The following is a 23082-nucleotide window of genomic DNA, read 5'->3' on the forward strand; positions in this document are numbered from 1 at the left end:
ACCCCACCTGGAGCAAGACCAAATAGGAATCCGTTGGCGTGGCCCGCGCTGGATTCGGGTAGGTTGCTTGAGGCCTGTGGTGACGCAGGCCCTAGATGAATGACTGTCCACGACAGAACCCGGCTTACCGGCGAGCTCTCTTTTTTTCCTATCAATATTTAATGTGCGTACTTCTCACAATCCTGCGGTTATAGCCAAAAAATCTTATACTTTAGGCTGAGCGTTCAGAACGCTCTGCAGGTTCTTGTTTTTTCACTACTTCTTACTGCCTTTTCAGACTCTCCATAAATTTCTATTTCGTAACCTCTTGTCATTAAAGGAACTTTTGGCCTTGTGGCGTCGAAAGCGGCGCTTGCATTGTCTTTTGCGTGTTTCTATAGTGTGCGGAAGTGGGAAAAAGTGGTTTCTAGTGGTTTTTTGTGGAAATAGCACACTTGGATACGGCATAAATGAGCAACTTCCTTGGCAGTCATGCCATCAATATGGACGCGAAGGGGCGCCTGGCGATCCCGACAAAGCTGCGTGAAGAACTTGCGCAGCTTTGTGGTGGCCGTATTGTTTTGACGGCCAGTGCCAATACCGATGAAGAGCGTTGCGTGCTGTTGTACCCGGAACCCGAATGGGAAGCCTTGCGCCCCAAAATTGAAGCCCTGCCCAATATGAAAAAGGCGGTTCGTCGCTTGCAGAGGCTAACGCTCGGTAATGCCGCGCCCATGGAGCTTGATTCGGCGGGCCGTATTTTGGTGCCGCCTACGCTCAGAAGTTACGCGTATCTGGAAAAGAAATTGATGTTGATCGGTCAGGGAAATAAATGGGAGCTCTGGAGCGAAGAGCGTTGGTTGGCCTGGCTGGGTGAGTCTTCTGATGATGAAGATGTGCCGCCTGAGATGGAGGCTTTGTCACTATGACCAAACCAGATCCAGAAACTGTCGAGGGGTTTAAGCATCGGTCAGTGCTGCTCGATGAGGCGGTCGATTACCTGATCAATGATGGCTCAGGCCGTTATGTTGATGCCACATTTGGTCGCGGTGGTCATAGTCGACTGATTCTTAGTCAACTCGCCGAGCAAGGGCGCTTGTTGGGTATTGATAAAGACCCAGAGGCGATCAAGGTGGCTGAGGAATTGGCTGCCAGTGATCAGCGTTTTGATTGGTTTCACGGTTCATTTTCCGAGCTGGCCGGGGCGCTGGATGCTCAGCAGTGGCCAATCGTCAATGGTGTGTTGATGGACCTCGGTGTGTCATCGCCCCAGTTGGACGATGCCGCCCGCGGCTTTTCCTTCATGCGAGACGGTCCTTTGGACATGCGGATGAATCCGCAGCAGGCGCCAAGCGCCGCGCAATGGTTGGCCAGTGCTGACGAGAAAGACATTGCGGATGTGATTTTCCGGTACGGCGAGGAGCGATTCTCTCGCCGTATTGCGCGTTTGGTGGTTCAGCGTCGAGTTGAAGAGCCTTTGGATACGACTCGGCAGCTGGCTGAACTGGTGGCGGAAGCGGTACCGAAGAAAGAGAAGCACAAACACCCGGCGACACGGACCTTTCAGGCGATCCGAATCTTTATCAATCGGGAACTGGAAGATTTGGAGGTTGGGTTAAAGGTCGCGGCAGAGCGGTTAGCTCCGGGCGGCCGACTGGTGGTGATCAGCTTTCATTCGCTGGAAGACCGCCTGGTAAAGCGGTTTATGAGAGATTTGGCCCAAGGGCCGAAGATTCCGAAAGGTGTGCCAGTGACGGCAGAGCAGATGCAGTCTTCTTACCGTCTGATCGGCAAGGCCAATAAGGCCAGCGATCACGAAATAGACGAGAACGTCCGGGCTCGCAGTGCTGTTATGCGGGTGCTGGAACGAAGAACTAACTGAAGCGAATTCGCAAGGGAGCGAGACGCCATGGGCGCCGTAGCCATAGAACAACCAACGAAAACCGCAAAGCTAAACAAAGAGAAGGTCAGAGACGGTGTTGTCTCGGCGGTTCGTGTATCCCGAGAAGTCTTTGAAACGGCTCGTGAAAAACAGGTGCTTGTTTCTCTGGTACTGGTACTGGTGCTAACGGTATCTGCTATTGGTGTGGTGGTGAGTGCCCACGAGAACCGGGAATTATTCAATACCCTGTCGACACTGCAGCAGCAGCGCGATGCTCATGAGCGGGAATGGAGTCAGCTGTTACTGGAGCAGAGTGCTCTGAGCGCCCATGGTCGTGTTGAGAAGTTGGCAGCAGAGCGTTTTGGTATGCGGGTTCCGGGACGTCAGGATATTGTGCTGGTGCCTTTGATGACGCCGATTGCGGCTAACTAAAATATAACAGCAGCAAGGTGGCCAATTTGTCCGCTCGAAGCGAACAGACAAACAGCAGGGTGCAGCGACTGGCGGCAGGCTTGAAAGCCTGGCGCTTTTACTCTGTGCTGGGCGTTTTTCTGTTGGTGATGCTGGGCATCGGCTGGCGCCTGACCGATTTGCTTGTCGTCGATAATGATTTCCTGCGTCAGCAAGGCGACGTCCGGACTATTCGCACGGAGTCGATTGATGCTCATCGTGGCGTGGTTACCGATCGCCATGGGGAGCCGTTGGCCGTGAGCACGCCGGTCCAGACGGTGTGGGCGAACCCTTCTGAAATTGATCCTGAACATCCCAAGTTGGCGGTGCTTGCCCGGCTGCTGGAGTTGCCCGAAGGGGAGCTGCGTCAGCGCCTTCGTGATTACGCCAGCCGGGAATTTATCTACTTGCGCCGAAAAGTGCAGCCTGCGATGGCGAAAGAGGCTTTGGCGTTAGGTCTGGGTGGCATTTATGCCCGCCAGGAATACCGGCGTTACTATCCCGCGGGAGAAGTTACGGCACACGTTGTCGGGTTTACCAATATTGATGAGGATGGTCAGGAAGGTATTGAGCTGGCCTATAACCAGTGGCTTGAAGGCGAACCGGGTGCCAAGCGAGTGCTGAAAGATCGTCGTGGCCACGTTATTAAAGACCTCATGTTGGTGCGCGACGCGCGTCCGGGCAAAGATCTTGAATTGAGTATCGATCTCCGGCTCCAGTATCTCGCTTATCGTGAGCTGAAAGCGGTTGTGGCTGCCCATAAGGCTCGTGGTGGCACTTTGGTTATGTTGGATGTCAGCACTGGAGAGGTGCTGGCGATGGTCAATCAGGGTTCCTACAACCCGAATGACCGGTCCCAGCTGGCGGTCGAGAATTTGCGTAACAAGGCGATCACCGATTTGTTTGAGCCGGGCTCCACCATTAAACCGCTGACCATCGCAGCTGCTTTAGAGTCGGGACAGTACAACGCCAATAGCACGATTGACACGTCACCCGGTTATCGACGTTTTGGGCGTTTCACGATTCGGGATCACCGTAATTACGGTGTGATGGACTTGACCAAGATTATCGTCAAATCCAGCAACGTCGGGGTCAGTAAAATAGCGAACGATCTAGGCGGGGATGTCTTGAGCAACCTGTTCTCACGCGTGGGCCTGGGGCAGGCAACGGGTATCGGTTTTCCCGGAGAGGCTGTCGGAGTGCTTCCCGCGCGCCCGAAATGGCGACCGGTTGAAGAAGCAACGCTTTCATACGGTTATGGCCTTAGCGTAAATGCTTTGCAGTTGGCACAAGCGTACATGGTGCTGGCTAATGGTGGCATTCGGTATCCGGTCAGTCTGATGAAGCAAGATCAGCGGCCACAAGGTCAGCGGGTTCTGAGTGAAAAAGTGACGTACGAAGTCCGGCAGATGCTGAAAGACGCGGTAGCGAAAGGCACAGGCGGAAGAGCGCAGCCGGGTTTATACGCTGCCGGCGGAAAAACCGGAACGGTGCACCTTGTGGGCGCGCATGGCTATGAAGACAGCATGTATAAGGCCATTTTTGCGGGTATGGCCCCGATTGATGATCCGAAAATCGTGACTGTGGTGGCCGTAGATGCGCCTCAGTCGGGTGAATATTACGGTGGCGAAGTGGCGGCCCCGGTATTTGCCCGAGTCATGGGGGATGCGTTGAGGTTGCTGAACGTCAAACCGGAGCTGGAAGTTTCTGGTGTTGGCTCTGCGGCTGTTGTGTCAGGAGATAGGGGGTAGCTATGTGCATCACGTCGATCAGTACCCTGTTGCAAGGCATTGTAGATGTGCCTTCGGTTTTCGATGTCACGATTCATGGCTTGCAGACGGATAGCCGCAAGGTGACCTCGGGTGATGCATTCATTGCTTTGGCGGGGGCAAAGACCCCAGCAGATGCTCATGTGGATCAGGCGATTTCTGCAGGTGCCACCGCGGTTCTACTGGAAGCGAAAATCCCCCAAGAGTGTCACGAACGCCAGGGGGCGCTGGTTGTTCCGATCGTAGGTTTGCGAGATCAAATGGGCCGTGTAGCGACCCGTTTTTTTGAGCACCCGTCCCGGCATTTGCGGGTTGTTGGTGTCACCGGTACCAACGGTAAAACATCGGTTACGCAATACATCTCGGCTCTGCTGAAAGAAGCGGGTACGCCCTGCGGTGTGCTGGGCACTTTGGGTTACGGCATGCCGGGAAATTTGCAATCTGCGACTCATACTACGCCAGATGTGGTTCAGGTGAATCGGATATTGCACCAGATTCGTCGTGACGGTGGTCGGGCCGCGGTAATGGAAGTGTCTTCCCATGCTCTGGAGCAGGGGCGAATCAATAAAGTCGCCATGACCGGGGCGGTATTTACCAATCTGACCCGAGATCACCTAGATTACCACGGCACTATGGAAGCCTATGGCGAGGCTAAGGCACGCTTGTTTCGCCGTGAAGAACTGCATTTTTCCGTGATCAACTTTGATGATCCGTTCGGACGTCAGTTGTATGAACAGACGGAAGGGTTTTGTGATCGGGTGCGTTATAGCCTGCATGAAGCTCAGACAGAGCTGTGGCTGAAAGAGTTTACCCCGACCGCATCGGGTTTTCGTGCTGTGGTTGATGGTCTTTGGGATGAGTTTGAGCTGGACGTGCCACTTCTGGGTAGCTTCAACGCCAGCAACGTTCTGGCCGCTCTGGCCACTGTGTTAACACTTGGCGTTCCAGTAGATCGTGCTGTCGATGCCTGCTCCCGGTTGGTGCCCCCTGCCGGGCGATTGGAAAAGTACACCGGTGCAGATGGCCGTTGTGTCGTAGTTGATTACGCGCACACACCGGATGCGCTGGCGAATGCGCTTGCGGCTCTGCGCCCGCACGCGGAAGGTAAGTTGATCTGCGTGTTCGGTTGCGGCGGTGATCGTGATCTGGGCAAGCGTCCTGAAATGGCCGCCGAAGCACAAAAAGGCGCAGATGTGGTCATCGTGACTGATGACAATCCGAGGTCAGAAGATCCGGCACAAATCGTCAAGGATATCGAGAAAGGTTTTGCAAAAGACGGCCAGCATCAGGTGATCCACGACCGGGCATCTGCCATCGCCGAGGCCGTTGCCATGGCCGGTTCGAAGGATCTGGTGTTGGTGGCGGGTAAAGGCCATGAGACCTGGCAGGAAGTTGCTGGCCAAAAACTGCCATTCAGCGATGCCGAACAGGTGCGGCACCAGTTGCACCTCAATGGAGGTGTGGCATGATGCGCGCCTTTTCGCTGGCCGAAGCCAAATCCTGGCTTGGCGCAACGTTGGCGGGCAAGTCTATTGCTTCGGAAACCGTTCAGTTCAAGGGCGTGTCCACAGATACCCGCGCGGTTGGCGAGGGACTGTTGTTTGTCGCGCTGCGCGGAGAGCGCTTTGATGGCCACCAGTTTCTTGAACAGGCTCGCTCACAGGGCGCAGTCGCTGCCGTGGTGGATGTGGCAGACGATTCGGTCGCATTGCCGCAGTTGGTGGTCGACGACACGGTTGCCGCACTTGCTGCTTTAGCGGCTGGAAATCGCAACGAAAGCAACGCGAAGTTGGTTGCCATCACCGGCAGTAGCGGCAAGACAACCGTTCGTCAGTTAACCGCAGCCATTCTCGAGCAGATGGGTGAGGTGTTGGCGACCGAAGGCAATTTGAACAACCACATCGGTGTGCCGTTAACGATGTTCCGGATGTCCCCGGAACATCAGTACGGCGCGGTTGAACTGGGCGCGAGCGGTTTGGGAGAGATCGCCCATACCGTGGCGATCGTGCGCCCGCAGGTGGTGATTCTGACCAACGCTGGTCAGGCGCACCTAGAAGGTTTTGGTAGTTATCAGAACATTATTAAAGCCAAAGGCGAAATCATCGATGGCGTGGCTGAACAAGGTTTGGTTGTGCTCAATCGTGATGATCCTGCGTTTGATCAGTGGTATGAGCGGGCTGGCCAGCGGCGGATTGTGAGTGTGTCACGGATGAACCATCCGGAGGCAGACTATCGCGCTGTGGGTCAGGTTGCGCCAGATCAGACCATGGCGATTACCGTGGATGGGCCGGATGGCTGGCACTGCGCATTCACGTTACCGCTCGTCGGTGAACACAATGTCAGTAATGCCGTGTGTGCCATTGCGGCCAGCCGAGAGCTGGGTGCAACAGATGAACAGCTCATTAAGGGATTGAGTGGTGTGCAGGCTGTAAAAGGACGCTTGCAGGTGTTCGAGCCGGCGCCCGGGTTCACGGTGATTGACGATAGCTACAACGCTAATCCGGCTTCCATGAAAGCAGCGATCGACGTGCTTTCCGGATACAAAGGGCAGCGAGTGGCTGTGTTGGGCGCTATGGCCGAGTTGGGTGGGCAGGGCGATGACCTGCATGCCGAAGTCGGTGCGCACGCCAAAGTAAAAGGTATTGAACGTCTGTTGCTGGTGGGCCCCGGTTGCGAGGGTTACGCCAATGGTTTCGGGCAAGGTGCTGAACAATTCCAGACCCATAAGCAAGCAGTGAATGCCATCGTTGATGGCCGGCAGGCTTCCATGGTTGTGCTGGTAAAAGGTTCTAGAAGTTCCGCCATGGATCGCGTGGTGGAGGGGATGCAGACAAAGGTGAAAAACGCATGCTGCTCTGGTTGACAGAGGTTTTATCTCAATATTTTTCTGCGCTGACGGTGTTTCAGTACCTGACCGTGCGCGCCATTTTCGGGGTGCTGACGGCGCTCCTGATTTCACTGATGATCGGCCCGCTGATGATCCGCAAGCTCAGCCAGTACCAGATTGGTCAGGCCGTCCGTGATGATGGCCCCCAGACCCATCTGAGTAAGGCCGGCACGCCAACGATGGGCGGCGCGCTGATTCTTGTCGCAATCGCCATTTCGACGTTGCTGTGGGCGGACTTGAGCAATCGCTATGTATGGACGGTATTGCTGGTCACCATTCTGTTCGGGGCGATTGGTTGGGTGGATGATTACCGCAAAGTGGTTGAGCGCAACCCCCGTGGCTTGCCCGGGCGTTGGAAGTATTTCTGGCAATCCGTGGTTGGTGCCGCCGCAGCGGTGGTTCTGTATGCGACCTCGAGCTTGCCTCAGGAAACATCGCTTTATCTGCCGTTCCTGAAAAATGTGTCCCTGACTCTGGGGCCGGTGCTGTTCATTTTGCTGACTTACTTCGTGATTGTGGGTAGCAGTAACGCGGTGAATCTGACCGACGGACTTGATGGTCTGGCCATTATGCCCACCGTGATGGTGGCAGGTGCGCTTGCCATTTTCGCCTATGTGTCGGGACACGCACAATTCGCGAATTACCTGTTGATTCCGCACCTCCCCGGCACGGGTGAACTGATCGTATTCTGTTGTGCGCTCGTGGGCGCGGGGCTTGGCTTCTTGTGGTTCAACACCTATCCCGCACAGGTGTTTATGGGGGATGTGGGCGCGCTGGCACTGGGTGCTGCTTTAGGTGTGGTCGCGGTCATTGTTCGCCAAGAAATTGTGCTGTTCATCATGGGCGGTGTGTTCGTCATGGAAACCATTTCGGTCATCCTTCAGGTGGCGTCTTTCCGCCTGACCGGGCGCCGGATTTTCCGTATGGCACCTTTGCATCACCACTTTGAGCTCAAGGGTTGGCCGGAGCCGCGAGTCATCGTGCGGTTCTGGGTGATTACCGTAGTTCTTGTACTGATTGGCCTGGCCAGTCTGAAACTCCGATAGGAAATTAACGTCGCTATGAGTGTCATTGTTTCGGATCGTCGCACATTGATTGTAGGGCTCGGGAGAACCGGGCTCTCGTGCGTGCGCTATTTGTCCGAGCAAGGCCGGTCGGTGGCGGTGGCTGACAGTCGTACTAATCCACCGGGGCTGAAAGAACTGCATGAGAACTGGCCAGAGGTGCCGGTGCATCTGGGAGAGTTTGGCCCAAGTCTGTTTGCCGGATTCAGCGAGCTCATTGTCAGCCCGGGTATCAGTGTCGCCGAGCCGGCCATTGCAGCCGCTGCGCAGCAGGGTGCGCTGATTCGCGGCGATATCGACCTGTTTGCCGAGGTGGCCGATGCGCCTGTCGTTGCCATCACCGGGTCTAACGGAAAAACCACCGTAACGACCTTGTTGGGAGAAATGGCCAAGGCGGCGGGCCGAAACGTGCAAGTTGGCGGCAATATTGGTACGCCGGCTCTGGATCTGCTCGGGAAGGGCGCGGACCTATACATCCTGGAAGTGTCGAGTTTCCAGCTGGAAACCACCGATGCGTTGAACGCTGTGGCGGCGACAGTCTTGAATGTCAGTGATGATCATATGGATCGTTACCCGGACAAGATGGCGTATTTTCAGGCTAAACAACGGGTGTACCGGGGCTGCAAGAACGCCGTTGTGAATCTCGATGATGCGCTCAGTACGCCTATGGCACGGGATAACGTGCGCTTTTTGTGCTTTGGCTTCAACCGGGTGAACCCGGACACCTTCAGCACCCGCGATGACAATCAGGGTACCTGGATTACGTTTGGCTTCGACAATTTGCTGTTGGCCAGCGAATTCAAACTGATGGGGCGTCACAACGTCAGCAATGTCATGGCTGCTCTGGCTCTTGGGCATGCTGCCGGCTTGCCTATGCCGGTGATGTTGGATGTCGCTCGAGAGTTTTGTGGTTTGCCACACCGCTGCGAGTTTATTCGGAATCTGGATGGTGTTGATTACATCAATGATTCCAAAGGTACCAATGTGGGCGCAACGGTCGCTGCGATCGAAAGTTTGGCGCCAGACCATGGCAAGGTGATTTTGATTGCTGGAGGCGATGGTAAAGGGGCTGATTTCGCGCCTTTGGCGGGGCCGGTTAGTGAGTGTTGTCGCGCGGTGGTGCTGATTGGCCGTGATGCCGGCGCGATTTCCAGCGCGTTAGGGCAGGACGTCGAAAAGATTCAGGCTGACTCGATCGCGCAAGCAGTCACTATAGCCCGGGAAGTGGCCAGCGCCGGCGACCGAGTGTTGTTGTCACCCGCTTGCGCAAGTTTCGACATGTTTAAAGATTATAACGACCGCGGTGAGCAGTTCCGTGCGTTGGTGGAGGCCCTGTGATGCAAGTGGCCGCCAGTATTCCGCAGCAGCAGAGCAAAGGCCTCGAATTCCAGCCGCTGCCAGTATTGATACTGGCCTCCGTGGCTTTGCTGGTCATTGGTATGGTCATGATCGCGTCAGCTTCCATGGATGTGGCGGCTGCGACGCTGGGAAATAGTTATCACTATGTGGTTCGGCAAGTCATTTTTGCCATGCTGGGCTGTTTAGCCGCCCTGGTTGCCGTGAATATCCCGGTGTCTTGGTGGGAGCGCAGTGGTTGGTTGTTGCTCGGGATTGGTTTGCTAGTGTTGGTGCTGGTGTTGACGCCGCTCGGCCGCACGGTCAACGGGTCAACCCGCTGGATACCTATGGGGGTGTTTAACGTACAGGTTTCTGAGGTGGCTAAGTTGTGTTTGATCGCTTACCTCTCGGGTTACGTTGTTCGGCGCCGGGACGCCTTGCTGAATGATTGGTCGGGTTTCTTCCGGCCATTGCTGGTTTTAGGGCTGGCGGTTGGCTTGCTGATGATTGAACCGGATTTCGGCGCCTCGGTGGTGTTAAGTGCCGCGGCTGCCGGGGTGATCTTCCTGAGCGGCGTTCGGCTGACGCGTTTTCTACCTCTGATTGGCTTGATGGTCGTGGCAGGGACGGTACTGGTTGTCAGTGCTCCATACCGTTTGAAGCGGGTGGTGAGCTATCTCGACCCCTGGAAAGATCAGTTTGATAGTGGCTATCAGCTCACCCAATCGCTGATTGCGTTTGGGCGAGGCGAGTGGACCGGCGTGGGATTGGGTAACTCAGTACAGAAACTGTTCTTTTTGCCGGAAGCCCATACCGACTTTATCTTCGCGATTATTGCCGAAGAATTTGGTCTGATCGGCGCATTGATCGTTGTGGGGCTGTTTACCGCGTTGGTGGTGAGTGGGTTTGTGATTGGCCGCCGTGCCGAGCGCAGCGGTATGCCGTTTGGCGCATGTTTCAGCTACGGCATCTCTATGCTGGTCGGTTTGCAGGCGGCGATCAATATGTGTGTCACCACCGGGTTGCTGCCGACCAAAGGCCTAACACTTCCTTTGGTGAGCTACGGCGGTTCCAGTTTATTGGTTACCTGTGTCGGGCTCGGCATCATCGCGCGGATCGAAATGGAGCGTTTGGACAAAGAGAAAATGGCATCCGACAAACCCACCCGAAAGGCAAGAGGAGGGGCGGTTTATGACTAATCCTCGCCGTTTTCTGATGATGGCCGGTGGCACCGGCGGCCATGTGTTTCCAGCACTGGCCACTGCCCGAGCTCTTCAAGAGCAGGGCCATGAAGTGCATTGGCTTGGCGCCAAAGGTGGCATGGAAGAGCGGTTGATTGGTGAAACAGATATCCCGCTTTCGCTGATTCACATTACCGGTTTGCGGGGCAAGGGGAAGTTGGCATTGCTGTTGGCCCCGTTCCGTCTTATGCGAGCTCTTGGTGAAGCGTACACGTTGTTGCGCAAGATTAACCCGGACGGTGTCGTTGGCATGGGTGGCTTTGTCACCGGGCCGGGTGGCGTGGCGGCATGGTTGTTGCGCAAACCGCTGATCATTCATGAGCAGAATGCGATTGCGGGGATGACCAATCGCCTGCTGACACGCTTTGCAAGCATTGTGTTGGAAGCATTTCCCGGCAGTTTCGGTGACAAGACGGTGACCCGCTGTACGGGTAATCCGGTGCGCAAAGATTTGGCAACGCTGCCTGAACCCGGACCGCGTTTGGCGGGAAGAACCACGCCGACAAGAATTTTGGTGGTGGGCGGAAGCTTGGGCGCGCAAGTATTCAATCAACAGTTGCCGCAGGCGTTAGCGATCTTGCCGGAGAACGAGCGGCCGGAAGTGCGGCACCAGTGCGGAGAGAAAAATGTTGATGCCGCACGCGAAGCGTATGAATCCGCTGGCATTAGCGCCAGCGTTGAGCCGTTTATCCGTGACATGGCAGAAGCCTATAACTGGGCTGACCTCGTGATTTGCCGAGCTGGAGCGTTGACGGTCTCGGAGTTGTGCGCCGCCGGAGTTGGCGCGGTTCTGGTGCCGTTCCCACATGCGGTGGACGACCATCAGACACGCAATGGTCAGCATATGGTGAAAGCGGGAGCGGCGATTCTGATGCCCCAGTCCCAGCTGACACCGGAAGTTTTGGCCGACACATTGAAAGATTTGACTGGTAACCGAGAACGTATTCTGAAGATGGCACAGGCCGCACGTTCGCTGGCGCGCCCTGATGCAACGGAGAGAGTTGTGAATTACTGTCTGGAGGCCGCCAATGGCTGATTCGAACAATACGCCGCTGGTGTATCAGGTTCCTGAAATGCGCCGCATTCGCAGCATCCATTTTATAGGTGTGGGCGGCGCAGGTATGAGTGGTATTGCCGAGGTTCTGAAGAACCAAGGCTATGACGTGTCTGGCTCAGATATCAAAGAAAGCGTGGTAACTGACCGCCTCCGTGCCATGGGGGTTCAGGTTTACATTGGCCACCGTGAAGAAAACAGCGCTAACGCAGATGTTGTCGTGGTGTCTTCTGCGGTCTCCTCTGATAACCCGGAAGTGGTGTCGGCGCGCAGTCGTAGGGTTCCTATCGTGCCTCGTGCCGAGATGCTGGCGGAGATCATGCGCTATCGCCATGGTATTGCCGTTGCCGGTACACACGGTAAAACCACGACCACCAGCCTGATTGCATCGGTCTTGGGCGAGGCCGGTTTGGACCCTACCTTCGTGATTGGCGGCAAACTCAATAGTGCCGGTACGAACGCCAAGCTAGGCGGTTCCCGCTATTTGGTGGCTGAAGCCGACGAAAGCGATGCGTCGTTCTTGCACCTGACCCCGACGATTTCGGTGGTCACCAATATTGAAGCTGACCATATGGAAACCTATGGCGGCGATATTGAAAAGTTGAAACAGACGTTTGTGGACTTCCTGCACAACCTGCCGTTCTACGGTATCGCGGTTATGTGTGTGGACGATCCATATGTGCAGGAAATCATCCCCCGTATCTCGCGTGCCATCATCACCTATGGCATAGACAACCCGGATGCTGACTATCGGGCGGAGAATATTTCCTCCGACGGCCTTAAAACCCGTTTCGTGGTGCGTCGTCCGGGCGGTCGCTCTGATCTGGATGTCGAACTGAAGATGCCGGGTCGGCACAACGTGCTGAACGCGCTCGCCGTGATCGCGGTGGCAACGGATGAAGGTGTGGATGACAAGGCAATCTGCCGAGGTTTGGCAGGTTTTGCGGGTGTTGGTCGCCGCTTCCAGGTATACGGCGAATATCAAACAGCAAGCGCACAAGCCACTTTGGTCGATGACTACGGTCATCACCCCACCGAAGTGGAAGCGGTGATCAAGGCGGCGCGTGGTGCCTGGCCTGACCGGCGCATTGTCATGCTCTATCAACCTCACCGTTTCACCCGCACGCGCGACCTGTATGAGGATTTCGTTCGGGTGTTGTCAGAAGTCGACGGCCTGTTGTTGATGGACGTTTACTCCGCGGGCGAATCAGCGATTCCCGGGGCCGATGGCCGAGCCTTATGCCGGAGCATTCGCCAGCGAGGCAACGTCGAGCCGGTGTTTGTGGAAGACAATCAAGAAATTGAAGGCCTTCTGGAAAAAATGCTTCAAGACGGCGACCTGTTAATTACTCAAGGCGCCGGTGACATTGGCGGCGTGGCTGCACGCCTCGCCGCAGCAGGAGTAGCGAAGAGTGAGTGATATGAGCCATACCGACTCCGACAACTATCTGGCATCCCCTGAGCTGGTTAAGGCTCTGGGCCGGGTTGCTGTCTTTATGGGAGGGGACTCCGCTGAGCGAGAGGTGTCTCTCAATAGTGGCGGAGCCGTATTGGCAGCCTTGCAATCGGCTGGGGTAGACGCCCACGGCATTGACGTTCAGGGCTGCATGCTCAGCACCGTGGAGTCTCCGGAGTTTGACCGGGTATTTATCGCGCTGCACGGCCGTGGCGGTGAAGACGGTACGCTGCAGGCGATTTTGCAGCAAGCCGGTATTCCCTATACCGGTAGTGAAGTGCTGGCGTCTGCGCTGGCGATGGACAAATTACGAACCAAATACGTGTTCGAAGGCTGTGGACTGCCGACACCGGCTTTTCGGGCGATGAAATCTGCTGATGAAGCTGAAGACATTGTTGCCAAGCTCGGTACACCTCTGAGCGTCAAGCCCGCCCACGAGGGCTCCAGCATCGGTATTCGCAAGGTCCGCAGTGTCAGTGAGTTAGTGGACGCCTATGAGACGGCGGCAGCAATGGACGATCTGGTACTGGTGGAGCAGTGGATTGAAGGTCCGGAATTTACCGTCAGCTTGCTGCAAGACAAAGCGTTGCCAGCGATTGGCCTGAGTACGGATCACGATTTTTACGATTATGACGCGAAGTACTTGGCGGACGATACCCGCTACCGCATTCCCTGCGGTTTGCCTGTCGATAAAGAGCTGCAGTTGCAGCAGTTGGCGCTGGATGCGTTCCGTGTGGTCGGCTGCCGAACCTGGGGCCGGGTGGACATCATGCAGGATGCGCAAGATGAATTCTGGCTACTGGAGGTCAACACCGTACCGGGGATGACCGACCACAGCCTGGTGCCGATGGCTGCGAAGGCCGCTGGCATCAGCTTTCAGGAACTGGTGGTGAGAATTCTGGAAGACACTTTGGTGGAGGCACCGAATGCTTGAAACATTACTGATCCGGAGCCGGGCGGTACCGCCCGAGCAGCCCCGGCGACGGGGGGCAACCACCGTCGAGCCAGGGCAGGACCGGTTTGGTGTGTTGAAAGCGATTTTGGCTGCCGTGCCCTGGTTGCAGGTCGGTTTGGGGGCAACGGTTGTTCTGCTGGCAGCGCTGGTTCCGTGGGGAACCGATCGGCTGTTGACGGCCATGGACCAACAGATCTTGGCTGTGGATGTCCAGGGCCAGTTTGTCGGTGACAGCCGAGTAGACGTGGAACGAGCAGTCGGTGCCTGGATCGGTAAAAGCTACTTTTCCACCGATCTTGCTGACATCAAAGCTTCGCTGGAACAGCGGCCGTGGGTTGAGTCTGCGGCGGTGAAGCGAGTGTGGCCCGGGCGTTTGGTGATTGATATTCGCGAGAAGAAGCCATTGGCCTACTGGAGTGACGGTCGGCTAGTCAGTCGTTCTGGCGAGCTCTTCTCGCCGCCGAATCCGGAGGTGGCCGGTCGCTTGCCAAAGCTGTCGGGGCCCGATGAAAGGGTTAGAGAGGTCATCACCATGGCGCGCAGTATGAGTGAGCAGCTTTATGGATATGGCCTTGGTTTTGCCGGGCTAGCGCTTGAGGCCCGCGGGGCCTGGACGCTTACGCTGGCGAACGGAATTGAAGTGGTGTTGGGGCGCGACAAAGTGGAACAACGGTTTGAGCGCTTCATAACGGTTTACGAGAACCGGTTAGCGTCCCGTGTGGACGAGGTTAGCCGGGTAGATGCTCGCTATACAAACGGCATAGCGGTGCAGTGGAAAGCGGATGCAGCAATTGCTGCACCGAAATCCTGATAACGATTACTACGAACTTGGGGTTTGGTGAATCACATGTCATCGGTTGAAACGGAAAACATGATTGTCGGCCTGGATATCGGAACCTCCAAGGTGGTTGCGATCGTCGGCAAACGCAAAATGGATGGAACCATTGAGGTCGTCGGAATCGGCTCTCACCCATCTCGCGGGCTCAAGCGCGGAGTCGTGGTGAACATCGAGGTCACCGTGCAGGCCATTCAGAGGGCGGTGGAAGAAGCCGAGCTGATGGCAGGCTGCCGGATTCATTCGGTGTATGCGGGCATTGCAGGAAGCCATATCAAAAGCCTTAACTCCCACGGAATCGTTGCGATCCGGGATCGTGAAGTGACACAAGCCGACATTGATCGGGTTATTGATGCGGCTCAAGCGGTAGCGATCCCTGCGGATCAGAAAGTGCTTCATATTCTCCCGCAGGAATTTGTCATCGATAACCAGGAAGGCATTAAAGAGCCGATGGGAATGTCCGGCGTTCGGCTGGAAGCCAAGGTTCATTTGGTGACCTGCGCGGTCAACGCGGCTCAGAACATTGATAAGTGTGTAAAGCGCTGCGGACTGGAAGTGGATGACATCATTCTGGAGCAGCTGGCTTCCAGTCACGCGATTCTGACAGAAGACGAGAAAGAGCTCGGAGTTTGTGTGGTCGATGTAGGCGGCGGAACCACGGACATTGCGGTGTTTACCGGTGGAGCAATCCGTCATACGGCGGTGATTCCAATCGCTGGTGATCAGGTGACCAATGATATCGCCATGGCCCTGCGCACGCCGACTCAGAATGCGGAAGAAATCAAAATCAAATACGCCTGCGCGCTGACGCAGCTGGCAGGCGCTGAAGACACCATCAAGGTGCCCAGTGTCGGAGATCGGGCGCCGCGCGACCTATCCCGTCAGGCGCTGGCGGAAGTCGTAGAGCCTCGCTATGAGGAGCTGTTCACCTTGGTGCAGTCCGAACTCCGTCGGTCGGGATTCGAAGAAATGATTCCGGCAGGCATCGTTATTACGGGCGGTTCTTCCACCATGGAAGGGGTAGTAGAACTGGCTGAAGAGATCTTCCACATGCCGGTAAGGCTGGCCTGCCCACAGGCGGTCTCCGGTATGACGGAGGTGGTTAACAATCCGATCTACGCCACGGGCGTGGGGTTGTTGATTCATGGTTTCCGGCAAATGGATCTTGGTCGGGCACCGGTGCTCAAAACTGAGGATGCTCCCTCATTGGTCGAGCGCATGAAAGCTTGGTTTACCGGTCAGTTCTGACGGTGATCAGGAGCAGTACACGAAGGTTTCTCGAAAACACAAAACGAATGAAATAACCGGTCTGGATAGACCGGAAACAGCACGAAGGAGTAAGGGATATGTTTGAACTCGTTGATAATGTTCAACAAAGCGCAGTAATTAAGGTTGTCGGTGTTGGTGGTGGTGGTGGTAACGCCGTGCGCCACATGCTTAACAGCGACATTGAAGGCGTGGAGTTTATTTGCGCCAACACAGACGCCCAGGCTCTGACTGACCTAGACGCGCGTCAAATTATTCAGCTAGGCGGCAACATCACCAAAGGGCTGGGTGCCGGTGCAAACCCTGAAGTTGGCCGTCAGTCGGCTCTTGAAGACCGTGACCGTATCGCCGAGGCGTTGAACGGTTCCGACATGGTGTTCATTACCGCAGGTATGGGCGGCGGTACCGGTACTGGAGCAGCTCCGATCGTTGCCGAAGTGGCCCGCGAAATGGGTATTTTGACTGTAGCGGTGGTGACCAAGCCGTTCCAGTTCGAAGGTGGCAAGCGTATGAGCGTGGCAGAATCCGGCCTGAAAGAGCTGGAAGAAACCGTCGACTCATTGATCACCATCCCGAACGAAAAACTGCTGGCGGTCATGGGTAAGAAAACCAGCCTTCTGGACGCGTTTGCAGCAGCCAACGATGTACTGCTGGGTGCGGTTCAGGGTATCGCCGACCTGATTACCCGTAACGGTATGATCAACGTCGACTTTGCCGACGTGAAGACGGTGATGTCCGAAATGGGCATGGCGATGATGGGTACTGCCCGTGCGACCGGCGAAAACCGCGCGCAGGAAGCGGCTGAAGCTGCCGTTCGTAGTCCGCTGCTGGAAGACGTTAATCTGCAGGGTGCCAAAGGTATTCTGGTTAACATCACCGCTGGTATGGACTTGAACTTGGGTGAGTTCACCGAAGTTGGCGACATCATCCGTGAGTTCGCATCCGAATCTGCCACGGTTGTTGTGGGTACCGTGATTGATCCGGAAATGACTGAAGAGTTGAAGGTCACTGTAGTTGCGACAGGTCTGGGTGGTGATCGTGAAAAGCCGACCAAGGTGGTGGATAACTCCCGCACACTGGATGGTAAAACCGATTACAACCAGTTGGATCGCCCGGCTATTCTGCGTCGTCGCGCGGTTACGCAAGGCAACGTAGCATTAGATCAGAGCAAAGAAAGCGAAGAGCAAGGCGTGGACTATCTCGATATTCCCGCATTCCTTCGTCGGCAGGCTGATTGATAGTCTGGCTCTACGCTGACCAAAAGGTGTGTATTCTTAACGAATGCTGAGTTTTAAGCCTTTGTCAAAGACGAGCTGATTGATCATAGCCATGGACTATTGCATAAGTTAACTAAATTTGTGCTGGTTAAATGGTGCTCAGTCTTGAATTCTGATATTCTGCGGGCTGATTTTTGCTCAGAATATCGCTCTTTTGTGACGGAATAATGAACCGATGATTAGACAACGCACACTCAAGAACACCATCCGCGCGACCGGTGTAGGCTTGCATTCAGGGGAGAAAGTTTATCTGACCCTGAAGCCAGCCCCGGTCGACGCCGGAATCATTTTCCGGCGTACGGATCTCGACCCAGTGGTTGAAATTCGTGCCTGTGCGGAAAATGTGGGTGAGACCACGCTGTCCACGACGCTGGTAAAAGACGGTGTGCGTGTGGCAACAGTAGAGCATTTGCTGTCCGCAATGGCTGGTCTCGGAATCGACAACTGTTACGTAGAGCTTAGCGCTGCCGAAGTGCCGATTATGGACGGCTCTGCCGGCCCGTTCGTGTTCCTGCTGCAATCAGCAGGCATTGCCGAACAGGAAGCCGCCAAGCGCTTTATCCGTATTAAGCGGGAAGTGACCGTTGAAGAAGATGGCAAGAAAGCCACCTTCCTGCCTTTTGAAGGTTTCAAGGTCAGCTTTGGTATTGATTTCGATCATCCGGTATTCAAGGGCCGCGCCCAAACCGCAACGGTCGATTTCTCAAGCACTTCCTTCGTGAAAGAAGTATCCCGCGCCCGTACGTTTGGGTTCATGCGTGATATCGAGAAACTGCGAGCCATGAACCTGGCCCTCGGTGGTAGTGTCGATAACGCGATCGTGGTTGATGACTACAAAATCCTGAACGAAGACGGTTTGCGCTACGATGATGAGTTCGTTAAGCACAAAGTGTTGGATGCGATTGGGGACCTTTATCTGCTGGGCAACAGCTTGATTGGTGAGTTCCGTGGCGTTAAATCTGGCCACGGCTTGAACAACAAGCTGCTGCGTAAGCTCAGGGCTGAAGAAGAATCGTGGGAAGTTGTGACCTTCGAAGACGAAGCAACTGCTCCGATTTCTTACATGAAGCCTGTGCTGGCGGTCGAGGGCTAAGGCGGGAGGCCTTAATCTCGGACGTGGCTTGCGAGTTTTTCGAGAACCTCGCGTAGAGCTTTATCCTTCGTGTGCCCGGCTTCCTCTGAGAGGAGTCGGGCATTTTCTTTGCTGAGGGGGATCTTTTCGACTTTTTTGCGGGCTTTGTACCGGGCTGGCGCGACTTTGACTCGAACCTTCCAGACAAAACGAAAGAGCTCGTTTTCTCTGAGTGATTCCATAATCTCGTATTGGCGGAACCGGAGCCGGGTGGCTTTGCTGGCGGTATCCGTTGATAGCACTAATTCCCCGTCTTGGCAGGCTACAAATCGAGTTCCTTCAGTGAGTTCACTGGGGATGGCCGAGAGTACAACCTGTTCAGCCTCGATATGCATACCCGCTTTCGCCACAAGTTGTTTCAGGGTTGCCCCTGAAGTTGACGAAACAGCACTGAAGATCATTTTTTGATCGTTTTTTTTGCTCATTGCGAGGTTTTGCTCGACTCTACTGTTTACGATTGGTTACACTTCTGCACGTTTTATGCGTAGCGTCTATAACACGGCCGTTTTACATTGTGACGGAAGGCAATGTCTACCGGATGCTACGACTTTTTTCAGTGCGTAGTTGTTGCTAAGGATAGCAGACCCGCTCGGAAATACTCCGGGTCGCAGCACTACATGGATATGGTTGCGACTCCCTCTATGATACCGAACGATGATATGAATATAATTTTCGTTGGCAAAAGCCATGGGCAGCCTAGGTCTCTGAACCTGAATCCAGCAACGATCGCTTGCCTCTTTATCCTCGTGCTGACGGTGGTTTTGGCTGCCGGGTGGGGTGGCTACCGCTTTGCCATGGAAAGAGTGGCGGCCGCTGAGCCGACCGAGTCAGAGTTGGTTGCTGAATGGCGAGCAAAACTGAATGATCAAAAGGCCGAAATGGCTCGAGTACGTCAGAATGTTGAGTTGCAAATCGATGCTCTGACACTCCGATTGGGGCGTATTCAGGGGAGCCTGTTACGGCTTGATGCGCTGGGGCAACGGTTTGTTGAATCGGGCATCGTGACCAGCGATGAGTTTAATTTCGACCAGCCCGCAGCCGTAGGTGGGCCGGAAGAGGGGGAGCTTTCTGCAGACTCCTTCAGTGCGCCAGAATTGACCGATATGATTGATCAAGTCGAAGCACAGATTGAAGATCGCGAGAAACAGTTGCGCCTGTTAGAAAAAGTGGCGTCGCGTCAGAAACTGGAAGACGAGCTGTATGTGCAGGGTCGCCCGATCACTTGGGGATGGTTATCTTCCAAATACGGCTATCGTTCCGATCCCTTCACCGGTAAGCGAACCTGGCACGGTGGCGTCGATCTCGCCGGCAAGGATGGTAGTGACATCATCGCAGTAGCCAGTGGAGTGGTGACATACGCCGATGAGCGTTACGGTTATGGCAACCTGGTTGAGATTGATCATGGTGAGGGGCTTGTGACCCGCTATGCCCATGCAAAATCGATTAAAGTGGATGTGGGGGACATTGTTCAGAAAGGCCAGGGGATCGCCCTTATGGGCAGTACCGGCCGCTCTACTGGACCGCACGTGCATTTTGAAGTTATTCGTGATGGCAAACCCGAAAATCCTGAAAAATACATCCAGCGCGCAAGCCGCTGATTTCATTCCCGTGAAGCCCTCCTTTTTTCCTTCGCCTAAATAAGGTTAGAATGCCGGCTTCCTCCGTTTAACTGAAGAAGCCGTGGTCTATGTTCACAAAGCTTGCAACCAAGATGTTTGGCAGTAAGAACGCTCGAGAAATCAAGCGGATGCGTAAGGTGGTCTTGCGTGTCAATGAACTTGAGGAGCAGTTTAGCGCACTGTCGGATACCGAATTGCAGGGCAAGACTGCCGTGTTCCGCCGCCGATTGGAAGAAGGCGAAACGCTGGATTCTATCCTTCCCGAAGCCTTCGCCACCGTTCGTGAGGCCAGTCGCCGCGTAATGGGTATGCGCCATTACGATGTCCAGTTGGTTGGTAGTATGACGCTCCACGAAGGGCGCATCGCCGAAATGAAAACCGGTGAAGGTAAAACGCTGGTTGCGACCGCCGCGGTGTATCTGAACTCACTGCCGGGTAAAGGCGTGCACGTGATTACCGTGAACGACTATCTGGCCCGCCGGGACGCCGAGTGGATGGGGAAACTCTACCGCTTCCTCGGTATGGAAGTGGGTGTTGTCGTTGCCGGACAGGCGCCGGAAGAAAAGAAAGCCGCTTATCAAGCCGACATAACCTACGGCACCAACAACGAATTTGGTTTCGATTACCTTCGCGACAATATGGCCTTCAGCATTGAAGACAAAGTTCAGCGTGGGCTGAACTTCGCCATTGTCGACGAAGTCGATTCTATTTTGATCGATGAGGCGCGCACGCCGCTGATTATCTCTGGCGCTGCGGAAGACTCTTCGAAGATGTACCAGGCCATCAATACTCTGATTCCCAGTCTGGAACAGGGTGAGGTCAGCGAGGAAGGTGAATCTACTGGCGACTTCACCATCGATGAGAAGTCCCGTCAGGTGGAACTAACCGAGACTGGCCACGAAAAAGTGGAAGAGCTCCTGCTGGGCCGTGGTTTGCTCCAAGAGGGTGAAAGCCTGTACTCCGCGGCTAATCTGGGCTTGTTGCACCATGTTCACTCCGGTCTTCGGGCCCACCACTTGTTCCAGAAAGATGTGGATTACATCGTTCAGGGTGGTCAGGTCGTTATTGTTGATGAGCACACCGGCCGCACCATGCCAGGCCGCCGCTGGAGTGAGGGGCTGCATCAGGCAATTGAAGCGAAAGAAGGTCTCAAAATTCAGGCAGAGAGCCAGACTCTGGCTTCAACCACCTTCCAGAACTACTTCCGTCTGTACGAAAAATTGGCCGGTATGACCGGTACTGCCGATACGGAAGCCTTCGAATTCCGTCAGATCTACGCTTTGGACGTTGTGGTGATTCCGCCCAACAAGCCGATCCAGCGTATTGATTACAACGATTTGGTGTACCTGACGCAGGAAGAAAAATTCCACGCGATCATCGACGAGATCAAAGATGTAACGGCGGAAGGTCGGCCGATTCTGGTGGGTACCGCCTCCATCGAAGCTTCGGAATTGCTGTCGATGCTGCTGAAGAAGGCGCGTATCGAGCACAAGATTTTGAACGCCAAGCAGCACGAGTCGGAAGCTCAAATCATCGCTCAGGCCGGTCGCCCGGGCGCGGTCACCATCGCCACCAACATGGCGGGCCGTGGTACCGACATCGTGCTGGGTGGTAACTGGGAATTCGAAGCGGCGGGTATGGCCGATGCTTCGGAAGAAGAAATTGCCCGAGTGAAGGCCGAGTGGACCGAGCGCCACAATCAAGTGCTGGACGCTGGAGGCTTGCACATTATCGGTACCGAGCGTCACGAATCCCGCCGGATCGATAACCAGCTTCGTGGCCGTGCCGGTCGTCAGGGTGATCCGGGTTCATCCCGTTTCTTCTTGTCATTGGAAGATAACCTGATGCGGATCTTCGCGCCGGAGCGTGTGAAGAACCTGATGCAGGCGATGGGCATGAAGAAAGGTGAGGCCATCGAGCACCGCATGGTTACCAATGCCATTGAAAAGTCTCAGCGCAAAGTTGAAGGTCGCAACTTCGACATGCGTAAGACCCTGCTGGAATACGATGACGTTGCCAACGATCAGCGTACCGTAATCTATGAGCAGCGTAACGAGGTTATGGCATCGGACGACGTATCCGAAATGGTGGATACGATCCGTGAAGACGTGGTCGATTCTCTGATCAGTGAATTCATTCCACCTCAAAGCATGCCTGAACAGTGGGATGTGGCTGGCCTGGAAGCGCAGTTGCAGTCGGAGATTGCGATTGACCTGCCTGTTCAGCAGTGGTTGGAAGAGGACAGTAAGCTGTTCGAGGACAGCCTGCGTCAGAAAATATTGGATGCCATTGTCGCCGAGTACAAGGCCAAGGAAGAAATTGCCGGTACCGAGTCCATGCGCAAATTCGAGAAGCAGGTCTTCTTGCAGGTGCTGGATACGCTCTGGAAAGAGCATTTGTCGAATATGGATCACTTGCGTCGCGGTATTCACTTGCGTGGCTATGCCCAGAAAAACCCCAAGCAGGAATACAAGCGCGAAGCGTTTAACCTGTTTGAAAGCATGCTTGACGGCATGAAGCGGGACGTTGCCCGGGTGCTAAGCCATGTTCGCGTCCAGAGTCGCGAAGAGATGGAAGAAGTCGAACGTCGCCGTAAGGAAGAGCTTGAGCGTGAAATGGCTCGCGCCAACCTTCGTCACGACGAAACCAGTGCCGCCGCGCCAGCTCAAGGTGAAGGTGAGGAAGGGCAGCAAGCAACGCCGGATACCTTTGTTCGCCAAGAGCGCAAAGTGGGCCGAAACGAGCCTTGCCCGTGCGGGTCTGGTAAGAAGTTTAAGCAATGCTGCGGTAAGGTGAGTTAAACCGACACCGAAATGCACGAGCCAGAACCCGCAAACTGCCTGACCACGAGCAGCTTGCGGGTTTTGTCGTTTTCAGA

General features: G+C 55.2%; 19 protein-coding genes and 1 other RNA gene. 19 read left to right on the forward strand and 1 reads right to left on the reverse strand.

Translation table 11 applies throughout. The annotated features are described in order from the left end of the window. From rnpB to lpxC, 17 genes are all read left to right on the forward strand, one after another. Positions 1–143, forward strand: an RNA gene (gene rnpB / locus VOI14_RS13685) — RNase P RNA component class A; the annotation flags it as partial. A gap of 306 nt (positions 144–449) precedes the next feature. Further along, on the forward strand, positions 450–908 hold the full coding sequence (gene mraZ, locus VOI14_RS13690) for a division/cell wall cluster transcriptional repressor MraZ (protein WP_323752604.1): 459 nt from the start codon (positions 450–452) through the stop codon (positions 906–908). Beyond that, positions 905–1861 (forward strand): 16S rRNA (cytosine(1402)-N(4))-methyltransferase RsmH, encoded by a 957-nt coding sequence (gene rsmH, locus VOI14_RS13695; protein ID WP_323752605.1) that lies wholly within the window; start codon positions 905–907, stop codon positions 1859–1861. The genes mraZ and rsmH overlap by 4 nt, the downstream gene beginning before the upstream one ends. 27 nt (positions 1862–1888) lie before the next feature. Continuing rightward, on the forward strand, positions 1889–2293 hold the full coding sequence (gene ftsL / locus VOI14_RS13700; protein WP_323752606.1) for a cell division protein FtsL: 405 nt from the start codon (positions 1889–1891) through the stop codon (positions 2291–2293). Between the two features lie 26 nt (positions 2294–2319). Beyond that, positions 2320–4062 (forward strand): peptidoglycan D,D-transpeptidase FtsI family protein, encoded by a 1743-nt coding sequence (locus VOI14_RS13705; protein ID WP_323752607.1) that lies wholly within the window; start codon positions 2320–2322, stop codon positions 4060–4062. A gap of 2 nt (positions 4063–4064) precedes the next feature. Beyond that, positions 4065–5549 (forward strand): UDP-N-acetylmuramoyl-L-alanyl-D-glutamate--2,6-diaminopimelate ligase, encoded by a 1485-nt coding sequence (locus VOI14_RS13710; RefSeq protein ID WP_323752608.1) that lies wholly within the window; start codon positions 4065–4067, stop codon positions 5547–5549. After that, the gene (locus VOI14_RS13715) at positions 5546–6943 is read left to right on the forward strand and encodes a UDP-N-acetylmuramoyl-tripeptide--D-alanyl-D-alanine ligase (RefSeq protein WP_323752609.1); all 1398 of its coding nucleotides are present in this window, start codon (positions 5546–5548) and stop codon (positions 6941–6943) included. Before VOI14_RS13710 ends, VOI14_RS13715 begins: the two co-directional genes overlap by 4 nt. Continuing rightward, complete coding sequence (gene mraY / locus VOI14_RS13720) at positions 6928–8013, forward strand: phospho-N-acetylmuramoyl-pentapeptide-transferase (RefSeq protein ID WP_323752610.1); 1086 nt, start codon at positions 6928–6930, stop codon at positions 8011–8013. The genes VOI14_RS13715 and mraY overlap by 16 nt, the downstream gene beginning before the upstream one ends. 15 nt (positions 8014–8028) lie before the next feature. Continuing rightward, the gene (gene murD, locus VOI14_RS13725; protein ID WP_323752611.1) at positions 8029–9369 is read left to right on the forward strand and encodes a UDP-N-acetylmuramoyl-L-alanine--D-glutamate ligase; all 1341 of its coding nucleotides are present in this window, start codon (positions 8029–8031) and stop codon (positions 9367–9369) included. Then, complete coding sequence (ftsW, locus tag VOI14_RS13730) at positions 9369–10568, forward strand: putative lipid II flippase FtsW (RefSeq protein WP_323752612.1); 1200 nt, start codon at positions 9369–9371, stop codon at positions 10566–10568. Before murD ends, ftsW begins: the two co-directional genes overlap by 1 nt. Beyond that, complete coding sequence (gene murG, locus VOI14_RS13735) at positions 10561–11646, forward strand: undecaprenyldiphospho-muramoylpentapeptide beta-N-acetylglucosaminyltransferase (RefSeq protein WP_323752613.1); 1086 nt, start codon at positions 10561–10563, stop codon at positions 11644–11646. The genes ftsW and murG overlap by 8 nt, the downstream gene beginning before the upstream one ends. Continuing rightward, positions 11639–13084, forward strand: coding sequence for a UDP-N-acetylmuramate--L-alanine ligase (gene murC / locus VOI14_RS13740; RefSeq protein ID WP_323752614.1), 1446 nt, complete (start codon positions 11639–11641; stop codon positions 13082–13084). Before murG ends, murC begins: the two co-directional genes overlap by 8 nt. Before the next feature lies 1 nt (position 13085). After that, complete coding sequence (locus VOI14_RS13745) at positions 13086–14054, forward strand: D-alanine--D-alanine ligase (RefSeq protein WP_323752615.1); 969 nt, start codon at positions 13086–13088, stop codon at positions 14052–14054. Further along, positions 14047–14886: a cell division protein FtsQ/DivIB gene (locus VOI14_RS13750; protein ID WP_323752616.1), complete on the forward strand. Its 840-nt coding sequence runs from the start codon at positions 14047–14049 to the stop codon at positions 14884–14886. The genes VOI14_RS13745 and VOI14_RS13750 overlap by 8 nt, the downstream gene beginning before the upstream one ends. A 36-nt stretch (positions 14887–14922) precedes the next feature. Continuing rightward, positions 14923–16158 carry a cell division protein FtsA gene (gene ftsA / locus VOI14_RS13755; protein ID WP_323752617.1) on the forward strand — a complete coding sequence of 412 codons (1236 nt, stop codon included), beginning with the start codon at positions 14923–14925 and terminating at the stop codon, positions 16156–16158. 98 nt (positions 16159–16256) lie between these two features. Next, positions 16257–17414, forward strand: a complete 1158-nt coding sequence (gene ftsZ / locus VOI14_RS13760; RefSeq protein ID WP_133006404.1) for a cell division protein FtsZ — start codon at positions 16257–16259, stop codon at positions 17412–17414. Positions 17415–17628: 214 nt separating this feature from the next. Continuing rightward, complete coding sequence (lpxC, locus tag VOI14_RS13765; protein ID WP_323752618.1) at positions 17629–18546, forward strand: UDP-3-O-acyl-N-acetylglucosamine deacetylase; 918 nt, start codon at positions 17629–17631, stop codon at positions 18544–18546. 11 nt (positions 18547–18557) lie between these two features. Here lpxC and VOI14_RS13770 read toward each other — a convergent pair whose 3' ends face one another. Further along, complete coding sequence (locus VOI14_RS13770) at positions 18558–19010, reverse strand: DUF721 domain-containing protein (RefSeq protein ID WP_323752619.1); 453 nt, start codon at positions 19008–19010, stop codon at positions 18558–18560. A 234-nt stretch (positions 19011–19244) separates the two neighbouring features. Between VOI14_RS13770 and VOI14_RS13775 the strand changes: the two genes are divergently transcribed. Both VOI14_RS13775 and secA read left to right on the forward strand, forming a co-directional pair. Beyond that, entirely contained in the window at positions 19245–20183 is a 939-nt protein-coding gene (locus tag VOI14_RS13775; RefSeq protein WP_416361431.1) for a M23 family metallopeptidase, read from the forward strand. 89 nt (positions 20184–20272) lie between these two features. Next, positions 20273–23005, forward strand: coding sequence for a preprotein translocase subunit SecA (gene secA / locus VOI14_RS13780; protein WP_323752620.1), 2733 nt, complete (start codon positions 20273–20275; stop codon positions 23003–23005). The last annotated feature ends 77 nt before the right edge of the window (positions 23006–23082 follow it).

It is taken from the genome of Marinobacter sp. (assembly GCF_034669625.1).
Lineage (GTDB): Bacteria > Pseudomonadota > Gammaproteobacteria > Pseudomonadales > Oleiphilaceae > Marinobacter.